This is a genomic window from Erwinia psidii (genome assembly GCF_003846135.1).
GTDB lineage: Bacteria > Pseudomonadota > Gammaproteobacteria > Enterobacterales > Enterobacteriaceae > Erwinia > Erwinia psidii.
This window is the reverse complement of the sequence record NZ_RHHM01000013.1, coordinates 1-16,956: the sequence shown is the minus strand read 5'-3', so window position 1 is coordinate 16,956 and position 16,956 is coordinate 1. Positions and strand designations below refer to the sequence as shown.

Below are 16,956 nucleotides of genomic sequence, written 5' to 3'. Positions count from 1 at the left end.
GTTGATGAAATCGCCTGTGGCGGCGAATGCTTATCTGTTAACCCGTATTACGCATCCCTGCCGCAACGCCGGCAATGGTTACCATCAGCGCCTGTTCGACACGGGCATCCGGTTCACTGCCGCTGGCTTCCTGCTGGCGGGAGCGGTGCAGTAGTTCTGCCTGCAGAACATTGAGTGGATCGGTATAGACGTTACGCAGGGCGATAGACTCTGCAATCCACGGCTGGTCTGCCATCAGATGCGAATCGTTAGCGATAGTCAGTACCGCCTTGATGTCGGAATCCAGCTGGTCGCGCAGCTGCTTGCCCAACGGCCACAATGAAGGATCAACCAGCCGCTGATCGTAATATTCCGCCAGCCACATATCCGCCTTTGAGAACACCATCTCCAGCATTCCCAGACGAGTGGAGAAAAACGGCCAGTCGTGACACATTGCTTCCAGTTGAACCTGATGACCAGCCGTCATCGCTTTCTGTAATGCGGCACCAGCGCCGAGCCAGGCGGGGAGCATCAGGCGGTTCTGTGTCCACGCAAAGATCCACGGAATGGCGCGGAGTGACTCGACACCGCCGGTTGGGCGACGTTTAGCCGGTCGGGAGCCAAGCGGCAGTTTGCCCAGCTCCTGTTCCGGGGTGGCCGACCTGAAGTAAGGCACGAAGTCTTTATGTTCGCGCACGTATCCGCGGTACATCTCACAGGAGTCTGTCGACAGCTGGTCCATAATGTCACGCCATTGTGGCTTTGGCTCCGGCGGCGGCAACAGGTTTGCTTCAAGAATTGCACCGGTATACAGCGACAGGCTTCTGATCGTCACTTCCGGCAGGCCATATTTAAAGCGGATCATTTCGCCCTGCTCGGTAACACGCAGGCCGCCTTTCAGGCTCCCTGGCGGTTGAGACAGTAACGCTGCATGCGCCGGCGCGCCACCCCGACCAATGGTGCCGCCGCGTCCGTGGAACAGCGTCAATGCGATCCCGGCTTTCTCACAGGTTTTGATCAGTGCGTCCTGGGCCTGATATTGCGCCCAGCTGGCGGCCATGACGCCGGCATCCTTGGCGGAATCAGAATAGCCAATCATCACCATCTGCTTGCCCTGGATAAAGCCGCGATACCAGTCAATGCCGAGCAACTGGCTCATTACGTCGTTGGCGTTGTTGAGGTCATCCAGGGTTTCGAACAGCGGTACAACCGGCATGGCAAATGTGATCCCTGCCTCCTTCAGCAACAGATGTACCGCCAGTACATCGGACGGCGTTTTTGCCATTGATATCACGTAGGCCGCCACCGATCCTTTTGGTGCTTCAGCCGCAACGCGGCAGGTATCCAGCACTTCCTGGGTATCGGCACTGGGTTGCCAGTTACGCGGTAATAGCGGTCTTTTTGAGGTCAGTTCGCTGATCAGGAAAGCCTGTTTATCGGCTTCCGCCCAGCTGGCGTAATCGCCCAGCCCAAGGTAGCGGGTCACTTCAGCGATAGCTTCCGTGTGCCGGGTGCTTTCCTGACGAATATCAATGCGCACCAGCGGTACGCCAAAGCACTTCACGCGGCGCAGTGTGTCGAGCAACTGACCGTTGGCGATGATATCCATTCCACAGGCCTGTAGCGACTGATAGCAGGCATAAAGTGGATCCCATAGCTGAGCGTTATCGATCAGCAGGTCGGCTGGCCGGGAAGGGTGTTTACCCTTCAGACGTTGTTCCAGGTAGGTCTGGGTGTTCATCAACTGCGTTCGCAGTTTTTTCATGATTTCACGATAAGGCTCTTGTGCTTCGGGATTGCCACAGAGTTCCCATACTTCCGGGGTACATTCTGACATTGACAGTTCCGACACCAGCACAGCGATATCACGCAGGAACAGGTCGGTAGCCTTCCAGCGGCTCAGTTGCATGACATGACGCGTTATTTTTGCCGTTACGTTTGGATTCCCATCACGGTCGCCACCCATCCATGAGGTGAATTGCACGGGCACAAAATCGACGGGCAATTTGACGCCAAATGACGTTTCAACCTGCTCGTTCAGCTCACGCAGAAAGTGCGGCACCCCTTCCCACAGGCTGTTTTCCACCACCGCAAATCCCCACTTGGCTTCGTCAATCGGAGACGGGCGGTATTTACGGATTTCATCAGTATGCCATGCCTGTGCCACCAGCTGGCGCAGACGGCGCATAATCAGCGAACGATCGTAATCCGACAGATCGTTGTGATCGAGTTGCTTTAAACACGTGTTTACTTCAACCAGTTTGTGGATCAGGGTGCGGCGGGTGATCTCTGTCGGGTGTGCTGTCAGTACCAGCTCAAGTGAGAGAGAAGCGATGGCGTCGCGGATTTTCTCTTCCGTCAGATTGGGGTGCTGTTTAAGGCGTTCAAAAGTCCTGGTCAGCATTTCAGGGTGGTTAGCACCTTCACCTTTAGGTGAAATAGTATGGTACTGCTCCGCAACATTGGTCAGGTTAAGAAACTGGCTAAAGGCACGTGCCACTGGTAGCAGCTCATCATTAGAAAGATTTTGCAGGGTTGACAGCAACTCCTTGCGGTGAGCGTCATTTCCCGCACGTGATGATTTAGAAAGTTTACGGATGGTTTCGACCCGATCAAGAATGTTTTCTCCCAGTGCATTCTTGATGGTCTCTCCCAGTAGTTTACCAAGCATACTGACGTTACTTCGCATTGCGGAATACTGTTCGTTCATATGGCCCCTGATACCCTTCCTGTTGATGTTCTTTTCATTTCAGATTACAGGCGACGGGCCGACTGCTTAGCCATTATTTACTTACATTCAGTAAGTTTTCATTGAAACACCGCAGTTGGCACTGTCCTGTATCATTAAATTTCCTGAGTATGTCAATTTATTGTGCCGTTAATGGCATAACGTTGCTTTTTATCAAGCCACGTTCGGTTAGATTCGTCAAATGACTTAAGTTTGCATTATCTTGCAGCTAACTGACGGGAATTTATGAAATTTAAAAATCCATAATTTGGATAAGTTTTTCTTATAATAAGAAAGGGAAAAAGTTGGGGTAATCTGCTTTTTCATAGCAGAACACCCCGGATATTTCTAATTCCCGCAGAAATGTTGCACGACTTGATCGATCAGCTTACGCGTTGGCTTAATGAACGCAGTATCAATATATTCATCAGGCTGGTGTGCCTGATCGATCGATCCTGGCCCTAAAACCAATGTGGGACACAGCGCCTGAATAAAGGGAGCCTCAGTACAGTAGTTCACCACCTCTGTTTCCGTCCCCAGCAGTTTCTCAACTACTTTCACCAGTTGATGGTCCGGTGGGCATTCATAACCGGGAATTGGCGGGTGCAACGGACTGACCGTCAGTCGGCCGGGCCAGCGTGCGCTGACCGGTGCCAACGCTTCCTGTAGTAAGCCATCCAGATCGTTCAACGTCAGCCCCGGCAGCGGACGAATATCCATATGCAGTTCACAGCAGGCGCAGATACGGTTAGCCGCGTCGCCGCCGTGAATATGGCCAAAGTTCATGGTTGGATAAGGGATAGCGAAGCCTGGATGGTGATAACGTTCTTTTAGCGTGTTGCGTAAGCCCATCAACTCGCTGATTGATTCATGCATCAGTTCAATCGCGTTGACACCACGCGAAGGATCGCTGGAGTGGCCTGACTGCCCCTGAATACGGATGGCGTTGGACAGATGTCCTTTGTGCGCCCGGACGGGTTTTAACGAAGTGGGTTCACCAATGATCGCACAATCAGGACGAATGGCGGTGCTTTCTGCGAAATATCTGGCCCCCGCCATTGTTGTTTCTTCATCTGCCGTTGCCAGAATGTAGAGCGGCCGGGAGAGCTTTTCAATGTCAATATTGCGCAGGGAATCTAAAATGAAGGCGAAGAAGCCTTTCATGTCGGCTGTACCAAGCCCGTACAACTTGTTGTCATGTTCGGTCAGCATGAAGGGATCGCGCGTCCAGCGACCATCATCAAATGGCACTGTGTCCGTATGGCCGGCCAGCAGCAGGCCACCGACACCGCTGCCGGTTCTGGCAAGCATATTAAATTTATGGCGCGTGCCGGGGACAGGCTGCACCTCCACGGTGAAGCCCAGATCGCGGAACCAGCCAGCCAGTAAACTGATTAAAGTTTCATTACTCTGATCGAGAGAGACATCGGTTGCGCTGATGGATGGTATCGCAATCAATTCACGATAAAGCTCGATAAAAGGCGGTAATTTTGTCTTCACTGTTGACAGTCCTTGCGTTAGGATAGTATCGATATTCATGCATTATTAGTGAATAAAAATACATTAGCGGCGTGAGGATGGAAACCGGAAACTGACCGGCAAGTTTAGCGCCCAACGTGAGGGCCAGCAAAATTGCTGTGGCCCGATACTTTAAGACCGTCATAAGGTAGTCAGTCTGATGTTGAATACCCTGATTGTTGGTGCCAGTGGCTATGCTGGTGTCGAGCTTGCCACTTACCTGAATCGTCATCCACAGGTGAACATAACCGCTTTGGCTGTTTCAGCGCAAAGCCCGGATGCAGGAAAATTACTTTCTGATCTTCATCCCCAGCTGAAAGGGGTCATCGATCTGCCCCTGCAACCGCTGAGTAAGGCGGCAGATTTCGCGGATAAAGTGGACGTGGTCTTTCTGGCAACGGCGCACGAGGTTAGCCACGATCTGGCCCCGGAATTTCTTGCGGCGGGCTGTGTGGTGTTCGACCTGTCAGGTGCTTTTCGTGTCAACGAACAACGTTTCTTCACTGACTATTATGGTTTTCCGCATCAGCATCCTGAGTGGCTGGAAAAAGCCGTTTATGGCCTGGCTGAATGGCAACATGAAAAAATTAAAGATGCTCAGCTGATTGCCGTTCCGGGTTGTTATCCTACCGCGGCTCAGCTGGCGATCAGGCCGTTGATTGAAGCGAACCTGCTCAATGAAGCACAGTGGCCAGTGATTAACGCCACCAGTGGCGTGAGCGGAGCAGGGCGTAAAGCCTCTGTGACCACCAGTTTTTGCGAAGTCAGCTTGCAACCTTACGGCATTTTCACCCATCGTCATCAGCCGGAAATTGTCGCTCACCTGGGTATCCCGGTGATCTTCACTCCGCATCTCGGTAACTTCCCGCGCGGTATTCTGGCGACCACCACCTGCCGACTGAAAGCGGGTATTACCTGTGATGACGTCGCAGAGGCGTTCCATAACGCTTATCACGACAAACCGCTGGTGCGGGTGTATGACAACGGTGTGCCATCGATCAAGGGCGTGGCGGGCCTGCCGTTCTGCGACATTGGCTTTGCGGTGAAAGGTGAGCATTTGATTGTCGTCTCTGCGGAAGATAACCTGTTGAAAGGTGCGTCGTCGCAGGCCGTACAGTGTCTGAATATTCGTTTTGGCTTCCCTGAAACCCAGTCACTTTTATAATCAGCGAGTAATCAAATGACTAATCCATTAATTATTAAACTCGGTGGCGTTCTGCTGGACAGTGAAGAGGCGCTGGAGAAACTGTTCGGCGCGCTGGTCACCTGGCGTGAATCCCATCAGCGCCCGCTGCTGATTGTCCACGGCGGCGGTTGCCTGGTGGATGAACTGATGAAAAAGTTGTCACTGCCAGTGAAAAAGAAAAATGGCCTGCGCGTCACGCCAGCCGACCAGATCGAGATCATCACCGGTGCGCTGGCAGGCACGGCGAATAAAACACTGCTGGCCTGGTCGAAAAAACATGGTATCGATGCTGTCGGTTTGTGTCTTGGCGATGGCAGCAGCGTTAACGTTGAGCAATTTGATGAAGAATTGGGCCATGTTGGCCTGGCCACTCCGGGTTCTCCGCTGCTGATTACCACGTTGTTGACGGCCGGTTTTCTGCCGGTGATCAGCTCCATTGGCATTACGCAGGATGGTAAGCTGATGAACGTGAATGCCGATCAGGCAGCAACGGCACTGGCTTCAACTCTGGGGGCGGATTTGATCCTGCTGTCAGATGTCAGTGGGATCCTTGATGGCAAAGGTCAGCGCATCGAAGAGATGACGGCAACAAAAGCTGAGCAGCTGATCGCCCAGGGCATTATTACCGACGGTATGATTGTTAAAGTGAATGCCGCCCTCGACGCTGCCCGTACATTGGGACGCCCGGTGGATATCGCCAGCTGGCGTCATGCAGAACAGCTACCAACCCTTTTTAACGGTGTGTCGATTGGCACCCGGATCCTCGCTTAACCGGTTCAAGGAAAAGACAATGCAAGACAAAAGCATCAAAAAAATCGTTCTGGCTTACTCCGGCGGTCTGGATACGTCGGCGATTATCCCGTGGCTGAAAGAGAACTACGGTGGCTGTGACGTGGTTGCCTTTGTGGCCGATATCGGTCAGGAACGTAGCGATCTGGAAGGCGTTGAGCAGAAAGCACTTCAGTCGGGTGCATCTGAATGCCACGTGGTTGATCTGCGTGAAGAGTTCATCAGTGAGTATGTTTATCCGGTGCTGCAAACTGGCGCACTGTATGAAGGCACTTACCTGCTGGGTACCTCAATGGCACGTCCGGTAATCGCTAAAGCCCAGGTTGAGCTGGCGCTGAAAGTGGGCGCTGATGCGCTGTGCCACGGCGCAACCGGTAAAGGTAACGATCAGGTACGTTTCGAAACCACCTACACGGCGCTGGCTCCACAGCTCAAAGTGGTGGCTCCGTGGCGTGAGTGGAACCTGCGTTCCCGTGAAGCGTTATTGGCTTACCTGAAAGAGCGCAATATTCCGACCACCGCCTCGCTTGAGAAAATCTACAGCCGTGATGAAAACGCCTGGCACATCTCCACCGAAGGTGGCGTGCTGGAAAGCCCGTGGAACGCACCAAACAAAGATTGCTGGGTGTGGACCGTTGATCCACTGGAAGCACCGGATCAGCCTGAGCAGGTGACCGTTTCCGTGGAGAAAGGTCGCGTGGTCGGTGTGAACGGCGAGAAATTGAGCCCATTCCAGTGTCTGGAAAAACTGAACGTGATCGGCGCAAAACATGGTGTGGGCCGCGTGGATATTGTTGAAAACCGTCTGGTGGGGATCAAGTCCCGCGGCTGCTACGAAACCCCTGGCGGCACCATCATGGTTAACGCATTACGTGCCGTTGAGCAGCTGGTTCTGGATCGTGACAGCTTCAAATGGCGTGAGCAGCTTGGCCATGAGATGTCCTATGTGGTTTACGACGGTCGCTGGTTTGCGCCGTTGCGTAAATCACTACAGGCAGCGGCTGAATCGCTGGCGACTGAAGTGAATGGCGAAGTGGTGTTGCAACTGTATAAAGGCCAGGTCACCGCCATTCAGAAGAAATCAGCCAACAGCCTTTACTCTGAAGAGTTTGCTACCTTTGGTGAAGACGACGTTTACGATCATCGCCATGCAGGCGGCTTTATCCGTCTGTTCTCCCTCTCTTCACGTATCCGCGCGCTGAACGAAAAGAAATAAACTGTCACGCAGGGCGGCGATGTGTCGTCCTGCCAGTTGCGCAACAATATCAATACTATTTTCTGTAACGAATGGAGCACTGACATGGCACTTTGGGGTGGACGGTTTACTCAGGCAGCAGATCAACGTTTCAAACAATTTAACGACTCGCTGCGCTTTGATTATCGTCTGGCAGAGCAGGATATCGTCGGGTCTGTCGCCTGGTCCAAAGCGCTGGTGACGGTCAAGGTTCTGACCAGTGAGGAGCAGCAGCAGCTGGAAAGCGCATTGAACGTGCTGCTCGAAGATGTGCGGGCCAACCCACAGCAGATTCTGGAAAGTGATGCAGAGGATATTCACAGCTATGTTGAAAGCCGCCTGATTGAAAAAGTCGGTGCGCTGGGTAAAAAATTGCATACAGGCCGTAGCCGTAACGATCAGGTGGCGACCGATCTTAAACTCTGGTGTAAAGCTCAGGTTAGCGAACTGCTCATCGCATTGCGTCAGCTTCAGCAGGCACTGGTTGCCACCGCCGAAGCGAATCAGGATGCGGTAATGCCGGGGTATACGCACCTGCAACGTGCTCAGCCAGTGACCTTTGCCCATTGGTGTCTGGCCTATGTTGAGATGCTGGCACGTGATGAAAGTCGTCTTGAGGACGCACTGAAGCGTCTTGACGTCAGCCCGTTGGGCTGTGGAGCCCTGGCGGGTACAGCCTATGAAATTGACCGTGAGCAGCTGGCTGGCTGGCTTGGCTTTGCCACTGCCACCCGTAACAGCCTGGATACCGTTTCCGATCGTGACCATGTACTGGAACTGCTCTCTGCTGCCGCTATCAGCATGGTGCATCTCTCCCGCTTTGCCGAAGACCTGATTTTCTTTAATACCGGCGAGTCAGGCTTTATTGAGCTGTCCGATCGAGTGACTTCCGGTTCTTCGCTTATGCCACAGAAGAAAAACCCGGATGCGCTGGAATTGATTCGGGGTAAATGTGGACGCGTACAGGGTGCGCTGACCGGTATGATGATGACGTTGAAAGGATTACCGCTGGCCTACAACAAGGATATGCAGGAAGACAAAGAAGGGCTGTTTGATGCCCTGGATAGCTGGTCCGACTGCCTGCATATGGCGATGCTGGTGCTTGACGATATTCAGGTGAAACGCCCACGTTGCCAGGAAGCAGCAGAGCAAGGTTATGCTAATGCCACTGAGCTTGCTGACTATCTGGTCGCGAAAGGTGTTCCGTTTCGTGAGGCCCATCATATCGTTGGTGAAGTGGTGGTGGCTGCCATTAAGCAGGGCGTGGCGCTGGAAGCGTTGGAGCTGGATGTACTGAAGACGTTTAGCAGCGTCATCGATGAAGATGTTTATCCCTTCCTTTCATTGCAGTCCTGCCTTGATAAGCGTAACGCCAAAGGCGGCGTATCACCTCATCAGGTTGGGCTGGCAATCACCGAGGCGAAAAAACGTCTGGCGTGACAAAAGCGGAACGCGCTTTTGTATGCAGTTGCTGATGCAGTGATGAGTCACAGGGTTCATGATTTTCATGAGCCCTTTTTGTTTTGACGTCAATCCTCATTGGCACGGCCACAATGCTTATTTCTCCAACCATTGCAGCCACTATCAGATGCTCAAAAGCAGTGAAAAGTTTATTTGAATGCCTTCTCAGAGTGAACATATGTCATTACTGCGTATAAACGGGCGTCGTTACGACAGTTTTATCTGACTGAATTTTCAATATTAAATATCCGTTAATATGCACAAAACGATGCTTTCCCCGAAAAGCGTTAGTTTTATCCAGGCTTGATAGGGATAATCGTTGGTTGCTATCCTATCTATCGCCACGAACTATCGTGGTTTGGAGGAATAAAATGAACATTCGTGATCTTGAGTATCTGGTTTCACTGGCTGAACATCGACATTTCCGCCGGGCAGCGGATGCCTGCCATGTCAGCCAGCCTACACTGAGTGGTCAGATCCGCAAACTGGAAGATGAACTGGGTGTGATGTTGCTGGAGCGAACCAGCCGCAAGGTGTTGTTTACTCAGGCGGGATTGCTGCTGGTGGACCAGGCCCGTACTATATTGCGTGAAGTTAAGGTGCTCAAAGAGATGGCCAGTCAGCAGGGCGAAGCCATGTCCGGGCCATTGCATATAGGTTTGATCCCAACGGTCGGGCCCTATCTGCTGCCGCAGATTGTGCCAATGCTCCACCAGACTTTCCCCAAACTGGAAATGTATCTGCATGAAGCACAGACCCTGCAACTGTTGGCGCAACTGGACAGCGGTAAGCTGGACTGCGCCATTCTGGCGCTGGTGAAAGAGTCCGAATCGTTTATTGAGGTTCCATTGTTCGATGAACCGATGCAGCTGGCGATTTACCAGGATCATCCCTGGCACGAACGCGACCGCGTAGCGATGTCTGACCTGGCCGGAGAAAAATTGCTCATGTTGGAAGATGGTCACTGCCTGCGCGATCAGGCGATGGGCTTTTGCTTCCAGGCGGGTGCGGATGAAGATACGCATTTCCGTGCAACAAGCCTTGAAACGCTGCGTAACATGGTTGCGGCAGGGAGTGGTATCACCCTGTTACCCGCGTTGGCCGTGCCAAAAGAGCGGGTACGCGATGGCATCTGCTATTTGCCGTGTTACAAACCGGTACCACAGAGAACCATCGCGCTGGTTTATCGCCCTGGCTCGCCCCTACGCAGCCGCTATGAGCAATTGGCAGAGGCCATTCGTGACCATATGCAAAACTACATGGCCAACCGCCTAAAACAGACGGTTTAGGCCGTTTAACGCGGCAACACGGTAGGCTTCGGCCATGGTTGGATAGTTAAAGGTGGTATTAACGAAATATTCAATCGTGTTACCACCATTTTTCTGCTCCATGATCGCCTGACCAATGTGAATGATCTCCGCCGCGCGTTCGCCAAAGCAATGGATCCCCAGAATTTCCCTGGTTTCGCGATGGAAAAGGATCTTCAGGCTTCCCACGTTCATGCCGACAATTTGTGCGCGAGCCAGATGCTTGAACTGGGCGCGTCCCACCTCATAAGGCACTTTCATTGCCGTCAGTTGCTGCTCGGTTTTGCCGACGGAGCTGATTTCAGGGATGGTATAAATGCCGGTCGGGATATCCTCGATAAGATGGGCGCTTGCCTCACCTTTAATGAGCGCCTGAGCAGCGATGCGGCCCTGATCGTAAGCGGCTGAAGCGAGGCTCGGATAACCAATAACGTCGCCCACCGCGTAGATATGCGGCTGTGCGGTTTGGTACATGCTGTTAACCTTCAACAGCCCCCGACTGTCTGCTTCCAGGCCGACGTTTTCCAGCGAGAGTGAATCGGTATTTCCGGTACGGCCATTGGCGTAAAGCAGGCAGTCGGCTTTCACTTTCTTACCGGATTTCAAATGCATGATCACGCCATCGCTGACGCCTTCAATTTTTTCATACTCTTCGTTATGGCGAATAACCACGCCGCTGTTCCAGAAATGATATGAAAGCGAGTCTGAAATCTCCTGATCAAGAAAGGCCAGCAGATGATCGCGGGTGTTGATTAAATCAACCTTGACGTTCAACCCCCGAAAAATGGACGCATACTCACAGCCAATGACACCGGCACCGTAAATAATCACATGGCCCGGCTCATGATGTAGATTAAGGATTGAGTCGCTGTCGTAAATGCGTGGATGCGTAAAATCCACATCAACGGGACGATAGGGACGGGAGCCACAGGCGATCACGAATTTTTCTGCGGTCAGGCGTTCAATGGTGCCGTCGTGCGTTTCAACCTCAATGGTATTCGCATCAACAAAACGCGCATCCCCCTGATACAGCTCACAGCGGTTGCGCTCATAAAAGCCCTGGCGCATTCGGGTCTGCTGGCTTATCACATTTTCTGTGTGGTTGAGAATGTCTGCGAAAGAGGAGCGTAGCAGATGCGTGTGATCGCTGTAGAGAGGGTTTTGATTGAACTCAATGATGCGGCTAACGGCGTGACGGAGTGCTTTTGATGGGATAGTTCCCCAGTGGGTACAACCGCCGCCGATATTGTGATAACGCTCAATTACGGCGATGCGCGCTCCCTGTTTCACCAGGCCCATCGCAGCTCCTTCACCGCCAGGGCCTGAACCTATCACAATAGCATCGTAATCATAAGACTGTTGCATGCTAATACGTCCTGGTTATTATACAATTTCACAACTTTATTCTAACATCTCGGCGGATACTTCCCAATTCTAACCGTCTATTTTGTTATCATTTATCAAATTCCAGGATTAACAGGCCGTCACAAAGATGATGACACTGTACGCTGAAATTTTTGATATAGTGCCACTATGGCAGGCAAAACAGGCACAAACATGGGCGTCAGAGCGCAGCAAAAAGAACGAACAAGGCGTTCGCTGATTGAAGCGGCCTTCAGTCAGTTAAGTGCTGATCGGAGCTTTGCCAGTCTCAGCCTGCGAGAAGTTGCCAGGGAAGCGGGGATCGCGCCCACATCATTTTATCGTCACTTTCGTGATATGGATGAATTAGGACTGACGATGGTGGATGAAGGTGGGTTGATGCTCCGTCAATTGATGCGTCAGGCCCGCCAGCGCATTGCTAAAGGTGGTAGCGTTATTCGCACTTCGGTGTCCACCTTTATGGAGTTTATTGGCGACAATCCCAATGTTTTCCGTCTGTTACTTCGCGAGCGTTCTGGTACTTCCGCCGCGTTTCGTGCCGCCGTTGCCCGTGAGATCCAACATTTTATCGCCGAACTGGCGGATTACCTCGAAATTGAAAACCGTATGCCGCGTAGTTTTACTGAAGCGCAGGCGGAAGCAATGGTCATTATCGTCTTTAACGCCGGTGCGGAAGCGCTGGATATTGATGCCGATCAGCGCCGCCAGCTGGAAGAACGCCTTGTGTTACAGCTACGGATGATTTCAAAAGGGGCTTATTACTGGTATCGACGTGAACAGGAGAGACTGGCGGTAACGCTGGGATCCCATGATAAAAGGGCAGTGATATGAATTTAGCTACTGGCCGTGACAGAGGTACGCTGTTACTGGCATTTCTGACCGGGTTGTCGATTAACGGAACGTTTTCGGTGTTTTTTAGTACCCTGGTGCCGTTTTCTGTGTTTCCGATGATTGCGCTTGGGCTATCTGCATGGTGTCTGCATCAGCGCTACCTTAACCGTTCCATGCCTGAAGGAATGCCTTCTGTCGCGGCCGCATTTTTTCTGTTAGGCATTCTGCTTTACAGCGCGATTGTTCGCGCTGAGTATCCCGACCTTGGTTCGAACTTTATACCCACCATTTTAATGGTAGCGCTGGTATTTTGGATCGGGCTGAAGCTGCGTTCACGTAAAGGCGAGTAGTCCGGGGGCGATGGCCGTCGCCCCCGAACAATTAACGTCGCGTCAATAACACACCGCATTCCATATGATGGGTATAGGGGAACTGGTCGAACAGGGCCAGACGCGAAATCTGATGTGTTTCTGATAGCGTGGCCAGATTCTCACAAAGCGTTTGGGGGTTGCAGGATACATAAAGTATGCGTGGATAAGCCTGCACCATCTTTACCGTTTCAGCATCCAGGCCGCTTCGTGGGGGATCGACAAAAATCGTCTCACATTCATAAGCGCTAAGATCGATTCCTTCCAGCCGGTTGAAGGTGCGTTCGCCGTTCATCGCCTGCGTGAATTCCTCTGCTGCCATCCTGATAATCTGCACGTTTTCAATATTATTAACGGCGATATTGTACTGTGCTGAAGCAACAGAAGGCTTGGCGATTTCTGTAGCCAGTACGCGCCTGAAGTTTCGCGCCAGTGCCAACGAAAAATTCCCGTTGCCGCAATAAAGCTCCAGCAAATCGCCGCTGGCGTTTTTTGTTACCTCCAGCGCCCACTCCAGCATCTGAATATTCATTGCTGCATTTGGCTGGGTAAAGCTGTTTTCCACCTGGCGATAGATAATATTCTTTCCGGCAACCGGCAGGCATTCCTCGACAAAATCCCGATCCAGACAGATTTTGGTTTTGGTGGCACGGCCAATCAGATGCAGATCAAACCCCTGTGCACGAAGCTCTTTACGCAGGGCAGCAGCGGCTTGTTGCCACTCTTCCGTTAGCTGACGGTGATAAAGCAGTGACACCACCACCTGGTTGCTCATCGTGGAAAGGTAGTCAATCTGGAACAGCTTGTGGCGCAGCAAATGATTATCGCGTAACGCATTAATCAGTATGGGCATCAGACGGTTAATTAATTCGCTGGCAGCAGGGAAGCTGTCCACGCGAATCCGCTGGCGCGTTTGCTGGTCGAAAATAATGTGGTAAAGGTCATCGCCATCGTGCCAGATCCGAAATTCTGCCCGCATACGATAGTGGCTGACGGGTGAACGAAATACCTCAACCTGTGGCGCGGCAAATGGCGTCATCAGGGTCTCAAGACGGGCGACTTTTTGCATCAGTTGTGCGTCGTATTTTTCAGTCGGCAGCTGTTCGGGCGTCATGATCATTCCTCAGGTTGATGGCCTTTATGCCCGGCGCATTGTAGGTGTTCAGCACTCAATGTCCAGCATTGTCCCGCCGTGGCGTGTTGTGGACATTTGCTCCCCGGATTTATGTCAGTTTTAAATATAAGATCGATGTCCTACATTCCGTTAAACCAGAAGGGGATCCATAGCAATGCTGGGCTGACGTGGCTCGACGTGAAATGTCATGGTGATGGTTTTACAGATGCTTGCATGGCGGCAGCTCTGGCACCGTGCGTTATTTCAGGTCCAAAGCATTGCCGATATGAGGTCGTATTCCTTACGATTATTGTGTGCGTGCTGCGTCACTTTTTGACGGTGTGTTCAAAATAAAACTGTTAGCGTTCGGCGCAACGGCAATTTCCTTTTAAGAGCAGAACGGCTTCGCTCAGCATACTGATAACACGTTGGTTTCTTCAGCTAAGCGCTTTGCTCAACCTGTCTCCTCCGTGTTGGCACTGACCTTTATTGTTACGTGTGAAGAGATTGAACGCTGGCAATTCAAAAGCGTGCCGGATGTGATGCGTCGTTTATCTGGTGCGGACATCGCTCAGGACAACAATGCGCGCTGTTTGCTTACCCTGATTGACGGTAGCCGCCTGAATAGTGCTGAGATCGGCAGGCCCCGCAACGTATCAATTATGCCTGTGGCGCGCGCTCTGCCATGTATGATCTGCATGCGAACAGCATTACTGGCCAGAATAAACCGGCTGCTGTGCTAACCGCGGATGGGGAACAAATAGTTGCCCGCCATGGTAGGGTTCTACACAGCAGACCACCGGTCAAACAACGCAGTATAAAGGCGACTACGTTGTTGCCATTTTATGAGCAAGACGCCTTATGACGCGGTCGAACATCAGTTCAATGACGGCGCGGCGGTTTTGTTCGGGGGCATCGGACGGCCTGTGACGAGGTACGCTACGCTTAAGCATTCCTGGTGGACTGGTTGATACCCGTCAGCTTTACAGTCGGGCTGCTTTTCAACCGTGATATTTATCCAATGCAGCTGATTGCCAGCCACATCAGGGATTGGAATGATGACCCGCGTTTGGGGCGTTTTGCCTTCGAACCACGTTTGATGATGTGCAGCAATACAAACTGCAAGAGAGTAAATACTGTTGCTATGGCTCGTTACGTGTTGGCGTTGACTGGCAGTAGTACACTTCCGGGACAAACATCCATTACGCTAAATTAGATCACTGGGTAACAAGTGGTGATTGCTTCATTAATCCTGACGACAACTTTGAAGCGTTGATAGCATCGGCTTTTGTTGTGGAAGGCGGGCAATCCCTTGTGCCACAGGGCTTTTGTAAAGTGTTGCGGTATCAGGAGCGGTTATCTAGTGGAGGTCATCAACAGCACACTACTGGTGTTTTTGCCACAGATTACGTATTTGCTGGCGTAACGCCAGAAGGAACCGTGCGTGGCAATGACAGCAATGCTTCCGCTATATCTGGTAAACCAGTGTGGCATGGGAGTTTATTGATAACTACAGCGTCTTTGCTTCCTGGGCGGCCTTTCAAGCCCCGAACCTGTGCGAGTGTGGCGTGAGGATAACGGCAATCGCAATTTCAAACCGGAGAAAAGCAGGCAGTATGGGGGAGGCCTGACAGGACTGGTTAGCTGGCGTTTATCCGCTTATCGTAATGATATTGCAGACCTCATCGACAGCGGTCTGACGACATTCTGTTATCACAATATCAATAAAGCGACCATTAAAGGCATGGAAGCGCCAGTTGCATTCGCTACTGCCCGGTTAGCCATACCGTTTCTTATGGCCACGTTGCCCCTGATGGTACTTACCAAATAATCCTCTTGTGTCGTGTAAAACAGCAGGTGAAGCAACAGTCGGATTATGTCACCTTTAGTTTTGACTGGTGTGTCAGCTACCAGTATCTGGGGGAGCGTTACGATAAGGGTTTTACCTTCCGCACCGTAAACCTCGCGGCGTCAGCCTGTGTGATCCTGCCATTACTTATTCGCTCACATCCCGGCTGGTCGTTCGTGGTAGAATCGTCAATCTGTTTGATAATGATTACGAGACAGTTTATGGCTATCAAACTCCACGAAGGAAGTGTTACTTCAGCGGCAGTTACATCTTCTGAGAAACGTCCGACCATACTGGTCTTTGACTCCGGTGTTGGTGGACTTTCGGTCTATGACGAAATCCGGCAGCTACTGCCGGATCTGCATTATATCTATGCCTTCGATAACGTCGCTTTCCCTTATGGAGAGAAAAGCGAAACGTTCATTGTTGATCGTGTTGTCGGGATCGTTACTGCTATAACCCGTCATTACCCGTTGGCGCTGGTGGTGATTGCCTGTAATTCTGCCAGTACCGTTACGCTGCCAGCACTGCGTGAGCGCTTCGGTTTCCCCGTTGTTGGCGTGGTGCCTGCTATTAAGCCTGCTGCCCGCCTGACCCGTAACGGCAAAGTAGGCCTGTTGGCGACTCGTGGTACGGTGAAGCGGGCTTATACCCACGAGCTTGTGTCGCGTTTCGCCAGTGAATGTCAAACCGAAATGCTGGGTTCGTCGGAGCTGGTCGAGATGGCGGAAGCAAAACTGCAAGGCAAGCCGGTGCCGTTGGATGAGGTGAAACGTATCCTACAGCCATGGCTGCGCATGAAAGAGCCGCCTGATACGGTTGTGCTTGGGTGCACACATTTTCCTCTGCTCAATGAAGAGCTGCAGCAGGTATTACCGTCGGGTACTCGTTTAGTTGACTCCGGCGCAGCAATCGCTCGCCGTACTGCCTGGCTACTGGAAAATGCATCACCAGAAGCGATGTCGAGAGACAATAATCTGGCTTTTTGTATGGATATTACCGAACAAACAGTACAATTAATGCCCGTTTTAGAACGCTATGGCTTCGAAAGGCTTGAAAAACTGACTCTTTAGTACGTTTGTGAGTAAAAAAACAGCGGTTGCCAGATTTTTTATAATAAACACTTGTCAGTCGTCACAAACTCCCTATAATGCGCCACCACTGACACGGAACAACGGCTTACGGGTCGCCGGGTTAAGAGGTTCAGCA

14 protein-coding genes are annotated in these 16,956 nt (G+C 51.8%); 10 read left to right on the top strand and 4 right to left on the bottom strand.

Annotation, left to right across the window (positions count from 1 at the left end; translation table 11 throughout):
* Positions 1-37 precede the first annotated feature (37 nt).
* Both ppc and argE read right to left on the bottom strand, forming a co-directional pair.
* The gene (gene ppc, locus EB241_RS15485; RefSeq protein WP_124234020.1) at positions 38-2,689 is read right to left on the bottom strand and encodes a phosphoenolpyruvate carboxylase; all 2,652 of its coding nucleotides are present in this window, start codon (positions 2,687-2,689) and stop codon (positions 38-40) included.
* 366 nt (positions 2,690-3,055) lie between these two features.
* Complete coding sequence (gene argE / locus EB241_RS15480; protein WP_124234019.1) at positions 3,056-4,207, bottom strand: acetylornithine deacetylase; 1,152 nt, start codon at positions 4,205-4,207, stop codon at positions 3,056-3,058.
* Positions 4,208-4,385: 178 nt separating this feature from the next.
* On the opposite strand from argE, the gene argC reads away from it, so the two are divergent.
* The 5 genes from argC (at position 4,386) to oxyR (ending at position 10,184) form a co-directional block, all read left to right on the top strand.
* A complete protein-coding gene (argC, locus tag EB241_RS15475; protein ID WP_124234018.1) occupies positions 4,386-5,390 on the top strand; it encodes an N-acetyl-gamma-glutamyl-phosphate reductase in 1,005 nt (334 codons plus the stop codon).
* Between the two features lie 15 nt (positions 5,391-5,405).
* Positions 5,406-6,182, top strand: a complete 777-nt coding sequence (argB, locus tag EB241_RS15470) for an acetylglutamate kinase (protein WP_124234017.1) — start codon at positions 5,406-5,408, stop codon at positions 6,180-6,182.
* A gap of 19 nt (positions 6,183-6,201) precedes the next feature.
* Positions 6,202-7,416 (top strand): argininosuccinate synthase, encoded by a 1,215-nt coding sequence (locus EB241_RS15465; RefSeq protein ID WP_124234016.1) that lies wholly within the window; start codon positions 6,202-6,204, stop codon positions 7,414-7,416.
* Between the two features lie 84 nt (positions 7,417-7,500).
* The gene (gene argH / locus EB241_RS15460; protein ID WP_124234015.1) at positions 7,501-8,874 is read left to right on the top strand and encodes an argininosuccinate lyase; all 1,374 of its coding nucleotides are present in this window, start codon (positions 7,501-7,503) and stop codon (positions 8,872-8,874) included.
* 392 nt (positions 8,875-9,266) lie between these two features.
* Positions 9,267-10,184 (top strand): DNA-binding transcriptional regulator OxyR, encoded by a 918-nt coding sequence (gene oxyR / locus EB241_RS15455; protein ID WP_124234014.1) that lies wholly within the window; start codon positions 9,267-9,269, stop codon positions 10,182-10,184.
* Here oxyR and sthA read toward each other — a convergent pair.
* On the bottom strand, positions 10,167-11,567 hold the full coding sequence (sthA, locus tag EB241_RS15450; protein ID WP_124234013.1) for a Si-specific NAD(P)(+) transhydrogenase: 1,401 nt from the start codon (positions 11,565-11,567) through the stop codon (positions 10,167-10,169). The genes oxyR and sthA overlap by 18 nt on opposite strands.
* Positions 11,568-11,759: 192 nt before the next feature.
* Between sthA and fabR the strand changes: the two genes are divergently transcribed.
* Together fabR and EB241_RS15440 are read left to right on the top strand one after the other, a co-directional pair.
* Positions 11,760-12,416, top strand: coding sequence for an HTH-type transcriptional repressor FabR (gene fabR / locus EB241_RS15445; RefSeq protein WP_124234012.1), 657 nt, complete (start codon positions 11,760-11,762; stop codon positions 12,414-12,416).
* Positions 12,413-12,766 (top strand): YijD family membrane protein, encoded by a 354-nt coding sequence (locus EB241_RS15440; RefSeq protein WP_124234011.1) that lies wholly within the window; start codon positions 12,413-12,415, stop codon positions 12,764-12,766. The genes fabR and EB241_RS15440 overlap by 4 nt, the downstream gene beginning before the upstream one ends.
* A gap of 31 nt (positions 12,767-12,797) precedes the next feature.
* Here EB241_RS15440 and trmA read toward each other — a convergent pair whose 3' ends face one another.
* Complete coding sequence (gene trmA / locus EB241_RS15435; protein ID WP_124234010.1) at positions 12,798-13,898, bottom strand: tRNA (uridine(54)-C5)-methyltransferase TrmA; 1,101 nt, start codon at positions 13,896-13,898, stop codon at positions 12,798-12,800.
* Positions 13,899-14,326: 428 nt separating this feature from the next.
* Here trmA and EB241_RS15430 point away from each other — a divergent pair, with 428 nt between their 5' ends.
* From EB241_RS15430 to murI, 3 genes are all read left to right on the top strand, one after another.
* Positions 14,327-14,641, top strand: coding sequence for a hypothetical protein (locus EB241_RS15430; RefSeq protein ID WP_124234009.1), 315 nt, complete (start codon positions 14,327-14,329; stop codon positions 14,639-14,641).
* Positions 14,642-15,459: 818 nt separating this feature from the next.
* Positions 15,460-15,729, top strand: a complete 270-nt coding sequence (locus tag EB241_RS15425; RefSeq protein WP_158612417.1) for a TonB-dependent receptor domain-containing protein — start codon at positions 15,460-15,462, stop codon at positions 15,727-15,729.
* Between the two features lie 239 nt (positions 15,730-15,968).
* On the top strand, positions 15,969-16,820 hold the full coding sequence (gene murI / locus EB241_RS15420) for a glutamate racemase (RefSeq protein ID WP_124234138.1): 852 nt from the start codon (positions 15,969-15,971) through the stop codon (positions 16,818-16,820).
* Positions 16,821-16,956: the final 136 nt, after the last annotated feature.